Annotated in this window: 18 protein-coding genes; 7 read left to right on the plus strand and 11 right to left on the minus strand. The window is 63.7% G+C overall.

The features are described 5' to 3' along the window. Window positions 1-83: 83 nt before the first annotated feature. The 3 genes from ASE26_RS25190 to ASE26_RS25200 are packed head-to-tail and all read right to left on the minus strand — an operon-like array spanning window position 84 to window position 1,874. Window positions 84-638 carry a nucleotidyltransferase family protein gene (locus tag ASE26_RS25190; protein ID WP_057247143.1) on the minus strand — a complete coding sequence of 185 codons (555 nt, stop codon included), beginning with the start codon at window positions 636-638 and terminating at the stop codon, window positions 84-86. Beyond that, window positions 639-1,085, minus strand: coding sequence for a MarR family winged helix-turn-helix transcriptional regulator (locus ASE26_RS25195; protein WP_057247144.1), 447 nt, complete (start codon window positions 1,083-1,085; stop codon window positions 639-641). It lies immediately after the preceding gene. Between the two features lie 33 nt (window positions 1,086-1,118). After that, entirely contained in the window at window positions 1,119-1,874 is a 756-nt protein-coding gene (locus tag ASE26_RS25200) for an alpha/beta fold hydrolase (protein ID WP_200953785.1), read from the minus strand. Window positions 1,875-2,125: 251 nt separating this feature from the next. Between ASE26_RS25200 and ASE26_RS31285 the strand changes: the two genes are divergently transcribed. After that, window positions 2,126-2,692: a hypothetical protein gene (locus ASE26_RS31285; protein WP_055929001.1), complete on the plus strand. Its 567-nt coding sequence runs from the start codon at window positions 2,126-2,128 to the stop codon at window positions 2,690-2,692. Here ASE26_RS31285 and ASE26_RS25210 read toward each other — a convergent pair. From ASE26_RS25210 to ASE26_RS25225, 4 genes are all read right to left on the minus strand, one after another. Next, window positions 2,684-4,894 carry a xanthine dehydrogenase family protein molybdopterin-binding subunit gene (locus tag ASE26_RS25210; protein ID WP_055928998.1) on the minus strand — a complete coding sequence of 737 codons (2,211 nt, stop codon included), beginning with the start codon at window positions 4,892-4,894 and terminating at the stop codon, window positions 2,684-2,686. The two genes, ASE26_RS31285 and ASE26_RS25210, sit on opposite strands and share 9 nt — an antisense overlap. Next, window positions 4,891-5,877 carry a xanthine dehydrogenase family protein subunit M gene (locus ASE26_RS25215; protein ID WP_055928995.1) on the minus strand — a complete coding sequence of 329 codons (987 nt, stop codon included), beginning with the start codon at window positions 5,875-5,877 and terminating at the stop codon, window positions 4,891-4,893. Before ASE26_RS25215 ends, ASE26_RS25210 begins: the two co-directional genes overlap by 4 nt. A gap of 11 nt (window positions 5,878-5,888) precedes the next feature. After that, the gene (locus ASE26_RS25220) at window positions 5,889-6,479 is read right to left on the minus strand and encodes a (2Fe-2S)-binding protein (RefSeq protein WP_057247145.1); all 591 of its coding nucleotides are present in this window, start codon (window positions 6,477-6,479) and stop codon (window positions 5,889-5,891) included. Window positions 6,480-6,559: 80 nt separating this feature from the next. Continuing rightward, window positions 6,560-7,114, minus strand: a complete 555-nt coding sequence (locus ASE26_RS25225; RefSeq protein WP_055928988.1) for a carboxymuconolactone decarboxylase family protein — start codon at window positions 7,112-7,114, stop codon at window positions 6,560-6,562. Between the two features lie 96 nt (window positions 7,115-7,210). On the opposite strand from ASE26_RS25225, the gene ASE26_RS25230 reads away from it, so the two are divergent. Next, window positions 7,211-8,548, plus strand: a complete 1,338-nt coding sequence (locus ASE26_RS25230; RefSeq protein ID WP_055928985.1) for an aspartate aminotransferase family protein — start codon at window positions 7,211-7,213, stop codon at window positions 8,546-8,548. A gap of 29 nt (window positions 8,549-8,577) precedes the next feature. Here ASE26_RS25230 and ASE26_RS25235 read toward each other — a convergent pair whose 3' ends face one another. From ASE26_RS25235 to ASE26_RS25245, 3 genes are read right to left on the minus strand one after another with little or no spacing between them, the layout of a single operon-like run. Then, window positions 8,578-9,423 carry a fumarylacetoacetate hydrolase family protein gene (locus tag ASE26_RS25235; protein ID WP_055928982.1) on the minus strand — a complete coding sequence of 282 codons (846 nt, stop codon included), beginning with the start codon at window positions 9,421-9,423 and terminating at the stop codon, window positions 8,578-8,580. 30 nt (window positions 9,424-9,453) lie between these two features. After that, window positions 9,454-10,746, minus strand: a complete 1,293-nt coding sequence (locus tag ASE26_RS25240) for an MFS transporter (RefSeq protein ID WP_229207114.1) — start codon at window positions 10,744-10,746, stop codon at window positions 9,454-9,456. A 9-nt stretch (window positions 10,747-10,755) separates the two neighbouring features. Further along, window positions 10,756-12,132 (minus strand): KamA family radical SAM protein, encoded by a 1,377-nt coding sequence (locus tag ASE26_RS25245; protein WP_057247146.1) that lies wholly within the window; start codon window positions 12,130-12,132, stop codon window positions 10,756-10,758. Between the two features lie 171 nt (window positions 12,133-12,303). On the opposite strand from ASE26_RS25245, the gene ASE26_RS25250 reads away from it, so the two are divergent. Beyond that, window positions 12,304-12,753: a cache domain-containing protein gene (locus ASE26_RS25250; protein WP_055928975.1), complete on the plus strand. Its 450-nt coding sequence runs from the start codon at window positions 12,304-12,306 to the stop codon at window positions 12,751-12,753. Between the two features lie 9 nt (window positions 12,754-12,762). Further along, window positions 12,763-14,487 (plus strand): methyl-accepting chemotaxis protein, encoded by a 1,725-nt coding sequence (locus tag ASE26_RS25255; RefSeq protein ID WP_057247147.1) that lies wholly within the window; start codon window positions 12,763-12,765, stop codon window positions 14,485-14,487. Here ASE26_RS25255 and ASE26_RS25260 read toward each other — a convergent pair. Continuing rightward, entirely contained in the window at window positions 14,416-14,985 is a 570-nt protein-coding gene (locus ASE26_RS25260; protein WP_057247148.1) for a DNA-3-methyladenine glycosylase, read from the minus strand. The two genes, ASE26_RS25255 and ASE26_RS25260, sit on opposite strands and share 72 nt — an antisense overlap. A 122-nt stretch (window positions 14,986-15,107) precedes the next feature. Between ASE26_RS25260 and ASE26_RS25265 the strand changes: the two genes are divergently transcribed. Genes ASE26_RS25265 through ASE26_RS25275 form a run of 3 tightly spaced genes read left to right on the plus strand, consistent with a single transcriptional unit; the run spans window position 15,108 to window position 18,316 of the window. Further along, entirely contained in the window at window positions 15,108-15,974 is an 867-nt protein-coding gene (locus ASE26_RS25265) for an HDOD domain-containing protein (protein WP_057247149.1), read from the plus strand. A 5-nt stretch (window positions 15,975-15,979) separates the two neighbouring features. Further along, window positions 15,980-17,095, plus strand: a complete 1,116-nt coding sequence (locus ASE26_RS25270) for a hypothetical protein (protein WP_057247150.1) — start codon at window positions 15,980-15,982, stop codon at window positions 17,093-17,095. Between the two features lie 42 nt (window positions 17,096-17,137). Further along, window positions 17,138-18,316, plus strand: a complete 1,179-nt coding sequence (locus ASE26_RS25275) for a tetratricopeptide repeat protein (RefSeq protein WP_057247151.1) — start codon at window positions 17,138-17,140, stop codon at window positions 18,314-18,316. Window positions 18,317-18,421 lie beyond the last annotated feature (105 nt).

The raw sequence follows: 18,421 nt of genomic DNA on the forward strand, positions 1-18,421 counted from the left end.
CAGCCGGGCCTTGTGCGCCGGGCTGGCCGCGTGCCTTCCCACCGTTGGAACCCCGGTTGCAGACATGCTGGAATGGATTAACGTCAAGGCCGGTTGCCGGCCACGCGCAGCCATGGCCAGCGTGCGCTATACGATGCTGCTTTCTGTTCGAACAGGTCGAGATAGGGCGTCAACGGGTTAGAACTCAGTACGCCCTCGTAGAGTATTTCGAGACCGTTTGGCGCGTAAATCGCTTCCGGGCAAATGCCGACGCAAGTGGCCGGCATCAGGAAACGGTCGATCCCATCGCTCGCGCTTTGCAGCGGCGGGTATGGATGGCCAAAGTAGGACTCGTACCATGTATGAACCCGGGCCTGGTTTGCAACTTCGATAGGAACGCCCAGGTCGGACAATATTTCGTCGGCACGTGCCTGTACATCCTGCTCGCCTTTCTCGCTAGGATCGGCTGGATCGAAGTAGAACAGGTCATAGTCCTTGATATCGGCCTCGGGCGCGCGCCCGGACTGAAGATTCCATACCGTCTGGAACAAGCAGCCGGCCACCAGCCAGCTGTCAGGAAGATTCAGGTCAGCCCATCGCTCGAGAATGGCGCGGTTGTTACGGTTGGCCAGTACGTCGGTGCGAAAACGGTCGATCACTCAGCCTCCATCCCTGGCGCCGAGGTTGCTGCTCAATTTGTCGAGGCCTGCCGCCAGCCGTTCCACGTCGCCCGCCGTGATGGCGCAAGCCTCGGCAATCTGCTGGCTCACCTTCAAACCCGCGGCACGCAGCTTGCGGCCTTGATCGGTCAGCGTCAGCACGCGGTTGCGTTCATCATTCGGATCGCGGTCGCGCAGCAGATAGCCTTCCGTCTCCAATCGTTTGACCAGCGGCGTGATCGAGCCCGGATCCTGCTGCAAACGCTCGGCCAGCCCCTTGATGCCCAAGCCCTCTTCCTCCCACAACACAACCATTACCAGGTATTGGGGATAGGTCAGGTTGAGCGGGGCCAGGATGGGCTTGTAAAGCTGCGTCATCTTCAGTGAAGTCGAATACAGCTTGAAGCAGAGGTGCTGGTCCAGCGTAGGGGGCGTGCGTTTTTCCATGGCGCGTACTGTAGCACAGCCCCCTTTGGTGGATTAGCGTTTGACCGCAGCCAGGATCACCTTGGCCACAGCTTCCGGTTGCGATGCCATCGGCACGTGGCTGGTGGGCAGCGTGGTGGTGGTCGCATTGATCTTCGCAGCGAAGGATTTCTGCAGGCCTGGATCGATCATGCGGTCCTTGGAAGCGACGATGTAGTAGCTTGGTTTGGTCTTCCACGCCGCCACGTCGACCTTGTCGCCAAAGGCGCTGGCCTTGATCGGGCCCTGGGTGACGGTCATCAGACGGTGTTCGGCAGGCGTCAGGTCTTGCGCAAAGTTGACCGCCATCGATTCTGCGGACAAGTAGATAAAACCGTTGCTGTCAGGCTTCAGGGTCGCGATACCCGGTGGCAGCGGGAAGTCCTTACCCAGTTCGCCAACCACTTCGCCTTCCGACGGCGCGAAAGCCGCGACGTAGACCAGCGATTTCACCTTGTCGCTGGCGCCAGCCTGGGTGATCACGGCACCGCCCCAGGAGTGCCCCACCAGCACCACCTTGCCGCTTTGCGCATCGATCACGCGCTGGGCAAAGGCTACGTCGTCCGCCAGGGAAGTCAGCGGGTTCTGCACCGACACCACTTTCACACCTTGCTTCTGCAGGATCGGGATCACCTTGTTCCAGGCGGAACCGTCGGCGAAGGCGCCATGCACCAGCACGACAGTGGTGTCTTCGGCAGCGTGGGCAGGAACCAGGGCGGCGCCGGCAACCAGGGAAGCAGCGATCAGGGCGGATTTGATGGACGATTTCATGGCAAAGCTCCTTATGTTTAGTGTATTAATGATTAGCGCGCTCAGCGCATGGACTGAAATATAGCGCACTAATCGTTAGTGCGCAAATTATTTTTACGAAACGACCGTTCGATGGTGCTTAGCGGGCCGCTCAGATCGCATGATTGTGGCGATTTCCGCATCATTTCCCGTTTTCTTGCTCAATTACATTTTAAGACCTGACTTCACATGTGATAATCACTGATTATCTTTTTAGCTACACAATCTTCATTATGGCAACATCGATCAACGGCATCGGCACTACTTTCTACGGTCAAGCGGGTTTCGAACCGGATGGATCGTTCATCACGACCAAATGGGTCATTTTCGCTTACCTGCCAATCATCCCCACAGCCAGCATGCGCGTCAGGTATGCGGGCGAAGAAAACGGATTCTTCTCGTCCGGCACAAGTTACCAGGTGATCATGGATTACCCGATCGACATCGGCCAGGTGCTGCGGACCTGGGCATACGTCATCAGCTTTATCACGCTGCTCACCTTGCTGGATAAAGGCGAGGGCTCGGGCTGGAAAGCTGCACTGTTATGCGCCATGGCCCTGCTCCCCCACACGCTGCGCTGGTTCGCCAGGCGCTGGGCGATGGACGATTACAGGAACGCTTCGCAACGAACATCACAACGAGCGAATGCCAACGCGAAACCGGCACCGAACACGCGGCTCGAAGACCTGCCGCGCGTGTCGACATGTCCCAAGTGCCGGTACACACGCAAAGCCGACGATTACGCGCCAGCCTGGCAATGCCCGAGCTGCAAGGTCGCCTACAACAAAGTCTCAAACTAGCTTGTCGAGGGTAAGCGGCAGGTCGCGCAGGCGCTTGCCGGTGGCGTGGTAGACCGCATTCGCTACGGCAGCGGCCACGCCAACGATGCCGATTTCACCGATGCCGCGCGCACCCAGTTCGTTGAAATGGGTGTCATTGCCAGGCAACGCCACCACGTCGATGTCGCCAATGTCCGCGTTCACCGGCACGTGGTAGTCGGCCAGGTTGGCGTTGGTGGCTCGGCCATAGCGCCAATCCATTTCGGTCTTTTCCATCAGGGCCATGCCCAGCCCCCATACAATGCCGCCGATGAACTGGCTGCGCGCGGTTTTCGCATTCAGTACCGTGCCCACGTCATAGCAGGCCACGATGCGCGGCACCCGCACCGTGCCAAGGTCTGGGTCCACATTGACCTCCACGAAGACCGCGCCGAAGGAGTGCATGGAGTACTGCTTCTTCTCCTCGCCCGGCTTGGCTTCGGCGTCGCCGGTTATGGCCTGCCCGCCATTACGCGCAATGACTGCCGCTACCGGCTCGCCGCGTTCCGGCGTGGCTCGCAGGCGCAGCCAGCCACCTGCCGCTTCCACTTCCGCAGCATTGAAGCCGTGCAGGGGCGAAGCCTGGTCGGCCACCGCCATCGCCACCAGTTTTTCGCGTGCAGCTGTACAGGCGCGGTGGACAGCCGGCCCCACGCTGGCAGCGGTCATCGAACCGCCCGATACGGGCGCTTCGGGCATCTCCGTATCACCCAGCTCAAAGTGTACTTTCTCCAGCGGCAGGCCGAGCGCGTCCGCCGCCACCTGGGTCATGATGGTGTAGGTACCGGTGCCGATATCCTGCGAGCCGCAGCGCACCTGCGCCGTGCCGTCGGGCGCGATGCTGGCCCAGGCTTTCGCCGGCATGCGGTTGGCCGGGTAGGTGGCGGTGGCCATGCCCCAGCCAACCAGCGTGCGGCCGGCCTTCATCGAGCGCGGCGTTGAAGTGCGCCTGGCCCAGCCGAAGCGTTCCGCCGCCACCTTGTAGCACTCGCGCAGCTGCTTGGCCGAAAAGGGGATGTTCTTCTCAGGATCCTGCTCGGCGTAGTTGCGCAGCCGCAGGGCAACCGGGTCCATGTCGAGTGCATATGCCATTTCATCGATGGCGCATTCGAGGGCAAAGCTGCCCGTTGCCTCTCCCGGTGCGCGCATATAGGTCGGAACGCCGACGTTCAGCGTGGCCAGTTGCTGCGTGGTCTGCAGGCTGTCGCTGGCGTACAGGATGCGGGTCGGCGAACTGCATGGCTCGGTGAAATCGTCCTGCACGGAAGTATGCGAAATGGTGTCATGCGCCACCGCCAGCAGCCGGCCATCGGCGCTGGCGCCAAGGCGGAAGCGCTGCTCCGTCATCGGCCGCGCGCCGACCGGTGCAAACATCTGCGGCCGCTCGAGCGCCAGCTTGACCGGGCGACCTGCCATGCGCGCAGCCATGGCGGCCAGCACCACGTGCGACCACATATTGCCCTTGCAGCCAAAGCCGCCGCCGACATAGGGCGACACCACCCTCACCTTTTCCGGCGGGATGCCGAGCGCACGGGCGCAGTTCTTTTTCACGCCGGTGACATACTGCGTGGCGTCGTACAGCGTGAGGCGGTCGCCGTCCCAGGCAGCGATGGTGGCATGCGGCTCCATCGGGTTATGGTTCTCGACTGGCGTGGTGTACAAAACGTCGATGCGCTGGGCTGCTTGCGACAGGTTCGCCTGCACATTGCCGCGCTGCGTCTGCATGGGGCGGTCTGGTTGCTCCTTCGGCTTGCGCAGCTTTCCTTTCGCAGCCTGGATATCCAGGAGCGCCGGCTGCGGTGCATAACGCACCTTGAGTGCGCGCGCCGCGTCCTGCGCTTGCTCCAGTGTTTCGGCTACCACGACCGCAATCGGCTGGCCGTTGTATTTGATTTCGTCATCCTGCAGCAGGTTCAGTTTCGGCGGCGGCGGCTTCTGCTCCTCGCCACCCGGCTTCTCGCGCGGCAGTCGCGGGGCGTTCCTGTGCGTCATGACTGCCAACACACCGCGCATGCTGCCGGCGCGCACCGTATCGATCACGCTGATACGTCCCTTGGCGATCGTACTGAGCACCAGCACGGCGTGCGCCATACGCGGCAAGGGATGCTCGGCGGCGAACGTGGCGGCACCGGTGACTTTCAGGCGGCCGTCGGTGCGGGGAATTGCTTGTCCAACCTGTTTCATGCGCCCTCCCCGGCTATGCGCAGGGCACGCATGATTGCGCGCTGCGCGAGATCGACTTTGAAGCGGTTTCCTTCCAGCGGCTGCGCACCTTCCAAAAGCTGCTGGGCGGCGGCGCGGCATTGCGCGTCATCGAGCGGCCGGCCTTTCAGTAGAGCCTCGGCCTCCGGGCGGCGCCATGGCTTGTGCGCCACGCCGCCCAGCGCAAGGCGCGCTTCGCGCACGGTGCCGCCATCCATCTCCAGTGCTGCCGCCACCGACACCAGAGCAAAGGCATAGCTGGCGCGATCGCGCAGCTTGAGGTAATGGCTGTGACGCGCCATGCGCGATGGCGGCAGGTCAATGGCGATGATCAGTTCACCGGGCTGCAACACCGTGTCGCGCTGCGGCGTATCGCCCGGCAGCCGATGGAAGTCGCCCAGCGCAACTTCGCGATTTCCTTGCGGGCCGCGCAACAGCACCACAGCGTCCAGCGCCGCCAGCGCAACGCTCATGTCGGAGGGATTGACAGCCACACAGGCCGGGCTGGCGCCGAGGATCGCATGCATGCGCTGGATTCCCTCGCGCGCATCGCAGCCGGAGCCGGGCTGGCGTTTGTTGCAATGACTGAAGGCCGTATCGGTGAAATAAGGACAGCGCGTGCGCTGCATCAGGTTGCCGCCCATGGTCGCCATATTGCGCAACTGCGCCGAGGCGCCTGACAGCATGGCTTGCGCCAGCAAGGGATAGCGCTCGCGTACCAGCCCATGTCGCGCGGCATCGGCGTTGCGCACGCCAGCGCCGATACGCAGGCCGCCGCCGGGCAATTCTTCGATCCGGTCAAGGCCCGCGTGAGTGATGTCGACCAGCCGCAACGGATGCTCGACGTCGCCTTTCATCAAGTCCAGCAGGTTGGTGCCGCCGCCGATGAAGCGCGCGCCGCCCTGTTGCGCAAGGCGCAAGGCATCGGCCGCATCGCTGGCACGTTCGTAATAGATGGATTGCATGGCGCGCTCGCTTAGCTGCGCCGCAGCGCCACTTCGCGGATGGCGGCGACGATATTGGGATAGGCGCCGCAGCGGCAGATATTGCCGCTCATGCGCTCGCGGATTTCGTCGTCGGTGAAGCCGGCGCCGTCGGCACGCACCTCCTCCAGCAGCGCCGTCGCCGAGCAAATCTGCCCCGGCGTACAGTAGCCGCACTGGAAAGCGTCGTGCTCGAGGAAGGCTTGCTGCAGCGGCGACAGCGTGTCGCCCTGGGCCAGCCCTTCGATAGTGGTGACGCGCTGGCCCTCGTGCATGATCGCCAATGTCAGGCAAGCGTTGATGCGGCGTCCATCCACCAGCACGGTGCAGGCGCCGCACTGGCCGCGGTCGCAGCCCTTCTTGGTCCCGGCCAGGCCGATATGCTCGCGCAGGGCATCGAGCAGCGTTACGCGCGGTTCCAGCGACAGGCTGTAATCGCGGCCATTGATGTTCAGGTGTACGGGCCGCGCTGGTGCGGCGGGAGCCGCCGGTGCAGCGGGCGCAGGGGCGCTGTCAGCGTTTGGCACTTGGGTGGCGCCGACAACAGCCAGCGCGGATTGCAGGAAACTTCTGCGGTCAGGCATCGTTCGCTCTCCGGAAAAAGCAGCGCTATCGATGGTGCCGCGTCGCGCGCCGGGCTTCCGTTAGCCCGCGCACACAAACGTTATTCAGTGAGGGGAGTTGCGGTTGTGGGCGGTACTGCCGAGCGAGCGCCATTCATGACCATGGCCAGCAAAGTGTAATAGCCGTTGATGCCCATCAGGTCGGTCACGCCCTTTTCGCCGAATTGCAGCATGGCCGCCGCCCAGGTGGCGTCGCTCACTTGTTTTGTGGTGTGCAGTTCGTGGCAGAAATCGTAGACGGCCTGCTCGTCCGGCTTCAGATCCCGCGGCGCCTGGCGGGCTGCGATGGCGTCGATGACAGGCTGCGGGATTCCTTCCTGCGCCGCGATGGGCGCATGGATTGCCCATTCAACTTGCTGGTTCCACTGCCGCGACGTGACCAGGATGGCCAGTTCGGTCAGCCGCGTTCCGATCGCACTGCGGTAACGCAGGTATTCGCCCAGCCGCTGGGTACAGGCCATCAGTTCAGGGCTGTGCAGCAAAGGCACGAAAGGGCCGTACAACGCGCCGCGCGGTCCATCGATGACTGCCTGTGCGGCGGCGCGCTGCTCGGCTGTCATATCGGAAGGGGAAATAGGTCCTAGTCGTTCGCTCATAGCGGCAAATGGTCGCACAGGACAGGAGAAAAATCAAAACGCCGCCGCCGCACGCGCGCTAATGTCCTTGCACGACCAACCAAGCAAGGAGCTGCCATGACCCACCTGATCCACCGTGACCTGCGCCGCACCCCACCCGTCGCCGCCGCCGCTTTCGGCATGCAAGTGCGCGACAGCGATGGCAAAACCTATATCGATGCCAGCGGCGGCGCTGCGGTGTCCTCGCTGGGGCATAGCCATCCGGATGTGCTGGCGGCGATGCAGTCGCAGCTCAAGGTGGCGGCTTACGCGCATACCTCCTTTTTTACTACCGAGGCGGCCGAAGAGTTGGGTGAGCGGCTGGCACAGGATGCGCCGGGCGATTTGAATTATGCCTACCTGGTATCGGGCGGGTCGGAAGCCATCGAGGCCGCGCTGAAACTGGCGCGCCAGTATTTCGTCGAGCATGGCGAAACAGAGCGGCGCGTTTTCATCGCGCGGCGCCAGAGTTATCACGGCAACACGCTAGGCGCGCTGGCCCTGGGCGGCAACGAGTATCGCCGGCGCCATTTCGAGCCTCTGCTGATGGACGTGGCGCGCGTGTCGCCCTGCTTCGAATACCGCGAGCGGCGCGCCGGGCAGGATGTCCACGAATACACGGCCAACCTGTTGCAGGAACTGGAGGCCAGGATCCTCGACCTGGGGCCGCAGCATGTGATCGGCTTCTGCGCCGAGACGGTGGTGGGCGCCACCAGCGGCGCGGTACCGCCGACGCCGGGCTATTTCAAGGGCGTGCGTTCGCTGTGCGACAAGTATGGCATTTTGATGATCGCCGATGAGGTGATGTGCGGCATGGGGCGTACCGGGACGCTGTATGCGATCGAGCAGGAAGGCGTGGTGCCCGATATCGTTGCGCTGGGCAAGGGACTGGGTGCGGGCTACCAGCCGATCGGCGCGGTGCTTGCACGCGACCATATCGTGCAGCGGCTGCGCTCAGGCAGCGGGGTGTTCCAGCATGGGCATACTTATGTCGGGCATCCGGTGGCGGCGGCGGCGGCGCTGGCGGTGCAGAAGGTGATCCGGCGCGATTCGCTGCTGGGGGCGGTGACCGTGCGCGGTGCTTCGTTCAAGCGCATGCTGCGCGATGCATTTTCGATGCATCCGAATGTGGGGGATATCCGGGGGCGCGGGATGCTGCTGGCGTTGGAGCTGGTGCAGGACAGGGAGGCCAAGCGGCCGTTTGACCCGGACTTGCGGCTCCATGCGGCGGTGAAGGATGCCTGCATGGAGTGCGGCTTGATGGTGTATCCGATGGGTGGGACCATCGATGGCAGGCGCGGAGATCATGTGCTGCTGGCGCCTCCGTTTATTGCGACGGAGGCGGACCTGCAACAGATTGTGGGGCGCTTGAGTGATGGCTTGGAGCGGGCGTTGCTGCGGGTGCGGCCGGCCTGACAGTGACGTGCGGCGGCCGCGGGCCAGGATTAGAACTCCTGGTAGCCGATCACGTCCTGCTGCTGCTCGCCCAGGCCGGCAATACCCAGCCGCACAAAATCCCCCTTCTTCAGGAACCGTTTGCGCGCCAGCCCCACACCGGGCGGCGTGCCGGTGGCGATGATATCGCCCGGCTCCAGCGTCATGAAGCGCGAGATATATGCAATCAGCTGCGGTACCTTGAAAATCATGGTCTCGGTGCAGCCGGTCTGCATGCGCTTGTCGTTCACCTCAAGGTAGAGGTCCAGCTTGTCCAGGTCCCACACTTCGTCGCGTGTCACCAGCCACGGGCCAACCGGGCCGAAAGTATCGCAACCCTTGCCCTTGTCCCAGGTGCCGCCGTTCTCCAGCTGGAATTCGCGTTCCGACACATCATTCACCACGCAGTAGCCGGCGATATGCTTTTCCGCGTCTTCCTCGCTGACGTTGCGCGCGCGGGTGCCGATCACCACGCCCAGCTCCACTTCCCAATCGGTCTTCTTCGAGCCTTTGGGCAGCATGATCGGATCGTCCGCGCCGGACAGGCAGGTGATCGCCTTCATGAAAATAATCGGTTCACTCGGAATCGGCAGGCCGGCTTCCTTCGCGTGGTCGGCGTAGTTCAGGCCTACACCGATAAATTTTCCCACCTTGGCAACCGGTACGCCGAACCGCGGGTTGCCGCGCACTACCGGCAGCGTTTCGGGATCGATCTTGGCCAGCTTGCGCAGCACCTTGTCGGACAGGTTGGCGCCAGCGAAGTCGCTGATTTCGCCGGACAGGTCGCGCAGTTTGCCGAATTCATCGATCAGGCCAGGTTTTTCTTTGCCTATACGGCCGTAACGAACCAGTTTCATACTATCTTCCTTCTTGTTGAAGGCGACATTTTACCGGAAGCGCCGGAGCAGGTAGCGGCACAGGCCCGGCAACTGGATCAGCACCAGCAAAGCGAAGGCGTATTGATAGGCGGCGATGGGGTAATGCCCGAGGGGCGATGGCTGCCACAGGCCGATCACCTGGCCGAAGCCGGCCTGCACCACGAAGGCGCCAACGAAGATCAGCAAGTTCAGGCAAGTCGAAGCGCGGCCCGTCAATGCTGGCGGCATGGCCTGCGAAACAATTGAATATTCCATGCCGGTGACGCAGCCCACCAGCATGAACAGCACCGGCAGCACCTGTTGCGCTGGCCGCCATCCGGATACAAAAACGCATTGCAGCAGCAAGAACAACAGCACGCCGGCCGCCGCCACATCCAGCGTGCGCCAGCCCCGCTTCGTCGCGAACTCGGTCAACTGACCGACCGCGATCGAGCCGAAGATCACGGCCGCCATGCCGAGGTAAAGCAGCCAGGCGATCGCTTGTTCACCGTAGCGCGGCACGTCGGCCAGCCAACGGGCGATCCACAGCCCCTGCACGCCGAAGAATACAGTGTGCGGCAGCAGTACCAGCATTGCCGTCTCGCGAAACACCGGGTGGCCGAATATCTCCACCAGCGCGTTGCGGGTGAATGGACGCGGCGGCGCGGCTGGCGGCGTCGGCGCAAGAAGGAGGATCAGCAGCGCGACGAGAATACAGGCGCCGGCCAATCCGATCATCAGCCATTGCCAGCTCATATGCTGCAAGGCCAGGCGCACCGGCAAGGTGGCGGTTGCGGCGCCAAGCCCGCCGGCAGCGATCAGGTAGCCCTGTACCGACGGAACTTTGTGCGCGGGCAGCCAGGTGGTGAGGGCCTTGATGGCGGACATGAAGCACGCCCCGAGCCCGAACCCCATCAGCGCGCGGGCAATCGCCAGGCCCGCGAAGTCCCGGCCGCCTGCAAAGGCAAGCGTGCCGACTGCGGCAACCAGCAGCAGCACGAATTGCACGCGGCGCGGCCCATACCGGTCCAGGGCAATGCCGATCGGGATCTGGGCAAATGCGAAGGCGAGGAAATAGGTGCTGGTCAGCATGCCGAGCTGCGCGGACGTCAGGTTCGCCTGCGCCACGAGCTGCGGCGCCAGCATGGCGTTCACACTGCGCAGCAGCCATGAGACGTAGTGCCCCAGCGCGAAGGGAATGAACACCAGGAACAGCGTGGCGGGACCTGACAGGGTGCCCGGCATACGCTCGCGCCCGCGCCACCAGCGCACTGGCGCCACCGCTGCTGCAGGAGTATCGGGAGCGGCGGCGGGCGAGCGCATCGCATGCTCCTAGGCGACCAGCGGAATCACGCGGCGCGGCAGTACCGGCACGGTCGCCGCACCCGGCACATGCCCGGGTCCCTGCCCGCCCTCCTCAAAGAAGAATTTATCGCGGCCGAATGCCGGACGAAGCTGGTCGAACCAGGTCGCGGTCGGGTCGTACTTGGCGTAGAACGGCTTGCGTACCCAATCCGCGTTGCGCGCCTGAAGGAACTGCAGCGCGAACACCTTTTCGCCGCCGACCTGCGCCACGCCGTCAATCACCACCTTGCCGGGGAAGGCGCTCATGGAGGGCCCACGCACGGTGCGCGCCAGGCCGGAGACCATCTGGTAAGCCTGCTGGAACACTTCGTGCGCACGCGCCAGCGGCAACTGGAAATACTCGCGCGGCCCGGTATCGCGTTCCACGAACATGTAGTAGGGGATCGCCCCCAGCCTCACCCCGGTGCGCCACAGTTCGGCCCAGCTGGCCGGGTCCTCGTTGATATGCCTGATCAAGGGCCCTTGCATGCGCAGGGTGGCGCCGGTGCCGACGATCCGCTTGACGGCCTGCTGCGCCACTTCCTGCCTCAACTCCACCGCATGGCTGTAATGCCCCATGATCGCCATGTTCTTGCCCGACGCAACGACACGCTCGAACAGGCGCAGCAAATCGTCGGCATCGCGGTCGCTGACATAGCGCTGCGGCCAGTACGATACGGACTTGGTGCCGACGCGGATATTCTGGATATGCTCCAGTCCCGGCCCAAGCAGCGGCGTGATGATCTCCTCCATCGAGCGCGTATTCATGATCATCGGGTCGCCGCCCGTGATCAGCACGTCCGTCACATCCTTGTGCGTCTTCAGGTATTCCACCAGCTGCGTGGTTTCGCGCGCATCGAACTTCATATCGTCCATGCCGACGAACTGCGGCCAGCGGAAGCAGAAGGTGCAGTAAGCGTGGCAGGTCTGGCCGGCGCTGGGGAAGAACAGCACTGTTTCCTTGTATTTGTGCTGCAAGCCGCGCAACGGGGCATCGTTCACACGCGGCACGTTGTGCGTCATCTGCCCCGCCGGATGGGGATTCATGCGCAGGCGGATCTGCCGCGCCAACTGTTGCGCGGCCGCGTCATCCTGCTTCACCAGCACCAGGTCGCGCAGCTGCCAGTACTCGTGCGCGGGCAGCATGTCGCGGTGCGGGAATACCAGGCGGTAGATCGGATCGTCCGGGATATTGTCCCAGTCGATCAGCTGCTCCAGCACATACTGGTTGGTGCGGAACGGCAGCACATGCGAGATGACCTGCACTGCCTCCTGCTGCTCGGGCGTCAGCAACTCCCACTGCGGCGCCTGGCGGATGGTTTGGCGGGTGTATGGCTTGAACTTGGGCAGGGCATCGGCGGTCATGACGTACTCCTGGGTGGGTGGGCTAGGACTTCATGATGGTCCGCTTAAGAAACGGCCTATTGCCGTAGCTCAATACCCAGCCGGAAAAATCCTACGAGCTTGCGTTTGCGCAACTCCCGACCAGGTGCGCAGACGTACAGTTGGGCTTCCATCCCACCCAAGGAGCCCGGCATGAAACGCATCCTGACCGCATCACTGCTCTTCCTCTCCGTGGCGGCGGCCGACGCCAGCGAACCGACCGAGAAGGACGCCATCGCCATGGTGGAAAAAGGCGCTAGCTTCATCAAGCAGCATGGCAAGGACAAATTCATCGAGAAGATCTCCGCCAAGGATCCCGAATTCATCCAGGGCGCTTTGTACGTCGATATCCGCGACCTGCAGTCGGGCATCGTGCTGGCGCATCCGGTCAATCCCACCATCGTCGGCAAGGACCTGACCGACGTGCCGGATGCCAGCGGCAAGAAATACCGGCGCGAGATCATCGAGCTGGCCGCAAAAAAGGGCAAGGGCTGGGTCGACTACATGTACAAGAATCCCACCACCGGCAAGATCGAGCCGAAGACCACCTATATCCAGCGCGTCGGCGATGCGGTGCTGGAAGCAGGCATCTACAAAAAGTAGGAGACGGCCATGCTGAACCGACTGCGGATTGGACCCAAGCTGCTGCTGGCGCCGGGCGTGGTACTGGCGCTGCTGCTGGCGACAGCGGCATGCGCCTGGTTCGGCATGGTGCGGCAGAACGCATCAATGGAAAACCTGGTGCAGTTGCGGGCGGCGCGGCTGCAGGCGGTGGCGGATGTGGCGGGCGAGGCGCGCATGGCGCACGCCAATATTTACCAGCTCCTGGCCTGGATCAACGGCAGCTTTGCGCAGGCGCGGCTCGATGCGCTGACGGCGCAAATCCGCAACCGGCATGGCGCAGTCGGCACGCGGCTGCAGCACCTTGCGCGCGCGGCGGCGGCCGACGAGCGCGCTTTGCTGGCTGTTTCGCAAGAAGCGCTGGCAAGCTACCGCAAGGCGGTGCAGGAGACCATCGAGCTGGCGCAAGTGGACCAGTCGATTGCGACCAACGCCATGGCGAAGGCGGAGCGCCAGTTCGCGGCCCTGGATATGCAGTTGTCGCAACTGGCTGCCCTGGAGAAGTCGCTGAGCGAGGCGGCCTACGCAGGGGCGCGGCAGGAGTTCCGCTTGCTGGGGATGACGATGGCGGGCTTGCTGGCGCTATCGGTAGCCTTGTCGCTGGCAGTGTCGATGCTGGTGAGGCGCGCGCTGCTGCGGGATATCCAGTCCATCGGCGACGGCGTGCGCAGCCTGGCATCGGGACAGTTGGCGCCAAGGCCGCCGGCAAAGGGACGCGACGAGATCGGCGATACGGCGCGCGCGCTGGACGGCAGCGTAGCCCAGTTGAACGGCACCATCCGCGCGATTCGCGGCGCGGTGCAGCAGATCGACCTTGCCGCGCGCGAGATCGCGACCGGAAATATGGATCTGTCGGCACGCACCGAATTGCAGGCAAGCTCGCTGGAGGAAACCGCCAGCGCGGTCGACAGCCTGGCGGCGGCGGTGCGCAGCAATGCGGAACATGCGCGCGAGGCTTGCCAGGTAGCCGCCAACGCCAACGAACTCGCGGCGCGCGGCGGCGCAGCGGTGTCCGATGCGGTGCAGACCATGGAAGCGATTCGCGCCTCTTCCCGCAAGATCGTCGAAATCATCGGGGTAATTGACGGGATCGCGTTCCAGACCAATATCCTGGCTTTGAATGCCGCAGTGGAAGCGGCGCGGGCCGGCGAACAGGGGCGCGGGTTTGCTGTCGTTGCGGCTGAAGTGCGGACGCTGGCACAGCGCAGTGGGACTGCGGCGCATGAAATCAAGGCGCTGATCAATGCATCGGTGGCGACGATCGACCGCGGCGCGGAGTCGGTTGGCGAGGCTGGCGGCAGCATGGGCGATATCGTGGCCTCGGTACGGCAAGTTGGCAGCATCATCCAGCGCATCAGCGATGCCAGCGCGGAGCAGGCACGCGGGATTACTGAGGTCAACCAGGCAGTGGGGCAGATTGATGATGTCACCCAGCAGAATGCCGCCTTGGTCGAACAGGCAGCAGCGGCGGCAGCGAGCTTGCAGGAGCAGGCCGCCGGGCTGGCGCAGGCGGTTGCCGTGTTTGAACTCGGAGATGAAGCGTCACCGCAAGCGGATACGAACCTGGCCGCCGTCGATCATGGTAAGACAGCGCCGAAAGGCGACCGGCGCACCGCTAACAGCCCGATGCGCGCGCGGCAGGGCTTAGCGAAATGGGCGGCTGACAAACGGCGAGCCGGCCAGGCCGAAGCGCCACGGCACGTCCACCGCCTTTGAAATCCCGATGCGCGGCCCGACCACGACCTGCACCCGCCCCTTGCGCGGCAGCAGTTCGAACGGCGCCGCGCCGAGCGACATGGCATTCAGTTCGCGCGTCACGCCCATCGCCTGCGCCAGCCGCCCCGGTCCTGAGCACAGCAGCCGCACATCCTCGATGCCGCGCCGCGCCTGCATCTGCGCGATGCCCTCCAGCGGCTCGATGGCCCGGATCAGCACCCCGGCCCCATGCCCCTCCTCCTGGCAGACAAAGTTCATGCACCAGTGGATGCCGTGCGACAGGTAGACATAAGCATGGGCCGGCGGCCCGAACATGGCGAAATTGCGCGCCGTCCTGCCGGCAAAGGCGTGCGAAGCCGGATCTTCGCGGTCATACGCCTCCACCTCGACAATACGGCCGCCCACGCCATTGACGAGCACTGTCACGCCGATCAGGCGGCGCGCCACTTGCTGTGCAGGAGCACTGAAATCGATACCGGCCAAAATGTGGGGAGACATGCTATCGATTGTAGCAATCCTGCCATTTCGGCATGAAAAAAAACCCATTCGTGCCCCGGGTTGCAGGCAAAAAACAGGCGATAATGGCGTTGCCCGCCCAGCAGCACAACCCTCGAAGCAAAATGACAACAGCAGCAACCCGGCTCCCGGCCCACAATACGACCGCAGAAGACGCGCTGTTGCGCTCCATCCGCATCCCGCCGCGTCCCAGCCTGTTGGTCGACCTGCAGCGCGAACTGGCGCAACCAGATCCGTCGCCGCGCGCCATCGCGCGCATCATCGGCAACGACGTGGGCATGTCGGGCGCCCTGCTGAAGTTGGCCAATTCGCCGTTCTACGGCGCGGCACGCAAGGCCAAATCGGTTGAGCAGGCCATTAACTTCCTCGGCATTAACCAGTGCGCCGCCATGTTGACCGGCATCCTGGCGCGCGACGCGGTCGGCGCCAACAACCCGGCCCTGAACCAGTTCTGGGAAGTGTCGTCCTGCCGCGCCCAGGCCCTGGTCTTCATTGCGCGCAAGCTGCGCCTGGCGCCGCCCGATATCGCCCACACGTTCGGCCTGTTCTGCGACATCGGCATCCCGATCCTGATGGCGCGCTTTGACGATTACGGCCAGACGCTGGACATCTGCAACGGCGCCGCCACCCGCAAGTTCACCGAGATCGAAGATGCGCGCCACACCACCAACCACGCCGCCATCGGCTGCCTGCTGGCGCGCAACTGGGGCCTGTCGCCGGACGTATCCTGGGCCATCCTGCACCATCACGATTACGAAGTGCTGGGCGACGACGCCACCGCCGACGCGATCCGCGCCCTGGTCGCCGGTGCGGTGCTGGCCGAACGCGCCATCCAGCGCTATCACGGCAACAGCGATTCGCTGGAATGGGAAAAGGGCGGCGAGGCCGCCTGCCGCCACCTCGGCATGAACGAGGACGAATCCGCCGACCTGCTGGACGAACTACACGAAACCTTCCACATTGAACACTGAGCCGCATGCAAAAGACAAAGAACAAGCGTCCAGCACCACGCAAGCCGAATAATCCTCCCGCCGACAAAGATGAAATCCTGAGCCAGGAACTGTTCAGCCTCGCGCTGGCACAGGAAGACGACCTGCGCCACGCCGTGCGGCGCTACCTGCGCCAGGGCAAGGACGCCGTCCTGTATGGCGCCATCGAACTGGCCCGCGGTGAAGACGCCGATGCCTACCGCACGCTGAAGGACGCCGTCGAAGAAGACGCCGGCACCGTGGTGCTGCGCAAGGGCGATGGCCCGGAAATGGAAATCAACGCCTTCGCCATCCCGCTCTTCGTGCACAGCCAGGGGGGGCTGCGCGAAGCGGAAGGCTTCCAGGACGAAGCAGCCTACGCTGCCCTGCTGGACAGCTTTACCACTGCCGGGCTGGAAGGCCCCAAAGCCAAGGTAGTGCTGGTGCAGCACGCCTACGACCTAGCCGAAATGGAGCGCATCAGCGCCAGCCAGTTGAACGCCATGGTGCATGAAGCGGCAGCCGCCTTGATGGACAAGAAAGTGGCCGACGCCCCCGCCCTGCTGCGCAGCATCGCCGGCTGGCAGCCATCGGCGTTCGGCGCCGAGGACGAGGCAGTCGAACTGCGCTTCCTGCTCGGTTTCGCCCTGAAACGCGCCGACGACCCGTTCTACACCGTGCCTGCCGCCGGCAAGAAGCAGGATGCCTGGTTCGAAGCGCGCATGCAGCGTTACCAGGACTGGACCGTTTCCGCCACCCCGCAGGTGCAGCGCTGCCTGGCAGGTGCCGGCCGCGCCGGCGACCTGCGCCTGAACTTCCTGTACCAGGACCTGTTCTACGGCGCCCTGCAGCAAGGCAAGGCCGAACACTGGATGCTGGCCATGATGGCCGAATTCGGCGCAGCCCTGGACAGCCATGGACCTGCCCGCGCCGTCATTACCCTGGTGGAAACTGATGAAGATGCCGCCCTTGGCGTGCAACTGATCGGCGCCACCGGCGAGCTGGCGCACGCCGATCGCCGCCTCGATGTCGGCGACGACGTGGAAGCGGAGATCGACGACCTGCGCGACGCCCTGGCGACCCTTGGAATCGACGACATCAGCGTTGAATTGACAGCCCCCTGAGACGCGCACATACTAGTTTCATAGAGGTGAGGAGACGCCACCATGAAACTACTGTCAACATTGATGTTCGCTGCATTGCTGGCCGGCTGCGCAAGCGGTCCGCCGGCAGTTACAGCGCCTGAAAGGGCACTCTTTACCGATGCCGCCTTCCGCAAACCGGCCGACCTGATCACGCCGGAACAGGTCTTCGAACTGTCGCCGGAAATGAAGGCCTATGCGGGCAAGCTCCGTTCATCGCTAGCCGGAAAGTCGAAGCACCAGGCGCTGTATGAAGCGCTGTACCAGCGCGACCAGCTTCGCCTGGAATACGATTCCGAGACAACGCGCACCGCCGCCGAGGCCTTTGCCGCCCGCGCCGGCAACTGCATGTCGCTGGTGATCATGACTGCCGCCTTTGCCCAGGAACTGGGACTGGAGGTGCAATTCCAGCGCATCACCAGTGAAGACACCTGGAGCCGAGCCGGTTCGCTGTACTTCAGCAGCGGCCACGTCAACCTGGTGTTGAGCAAGCCCAATCCCGTATCAGAGCGCACCTACGATACCATGCGCTCGATCGTCATCGACTTCCTGCCGCCGCCGGATGCCGAGTTGATGCCGACCGAGATCATTTCGCAGCGCACCGTGGTGGCCATGTACATGAACAACCGCGCCGCCGAGACGCTGGTACAGGGCAAGCTGGATGATGCTTACTGGTGGGCCCGCGCCGCCATCGAATACGAGCCCAATTTCCTCATGGGGTACAACACCCTGTCCACCGTCTACCAGCGCCATGGCGACATCAAGATGGCCGAAAGCACGCTACGCTTCGCCCACCAGCATGAGCCGCTCAATACGGTCATCCTGTTCAACCTGTCCGAAGTGACCAACGCGCTGGGCAAGAAGGACGAATCGGCCAGGTACAAAGCCGAACTGGAACGCCTTGAACCCTACCCGCCGTTCTACTTCTTCCACATCGGCCAGAAAGCAATGGCCGCAGGCGACTACCAGAAAGCGCGCTCGATGTTCGTGCGCGAGGTACAGCGCGCACCGTATTACCACGAGTTCCACTTCTGGCTGGCCAAGGCGTCTTTCGAACTGGGCAACCTGAAGGAAGCCGACAAGCATATGGCGCTGGCCCTGATGAATAGCACCACGCGCGGCGACAGCGCCATCTACGCCGGCAAACTGGCCAACCTGCGCCTTTACGAAACGCGAGCCCGTCTTCGACCGGGAGAAATCTAGATAACCTACGGTGCCAGCTCCTGACACGCGCAGCGTGTTAGGACTTGGCATCGCCCGATAACCCCGGTGCCAGCTCCTGACACGCGCAGCGTGTTGGGACCTGGC

It is taken from the genome of Duganella sp. Root198D2 (assembly GCF_001428585.1).
Lineage (GTDB): Bacteria > Pseudomonadota > Gammaproteobacteria > Burkholderiales > Burkholderiaceae_D > Rugamonas.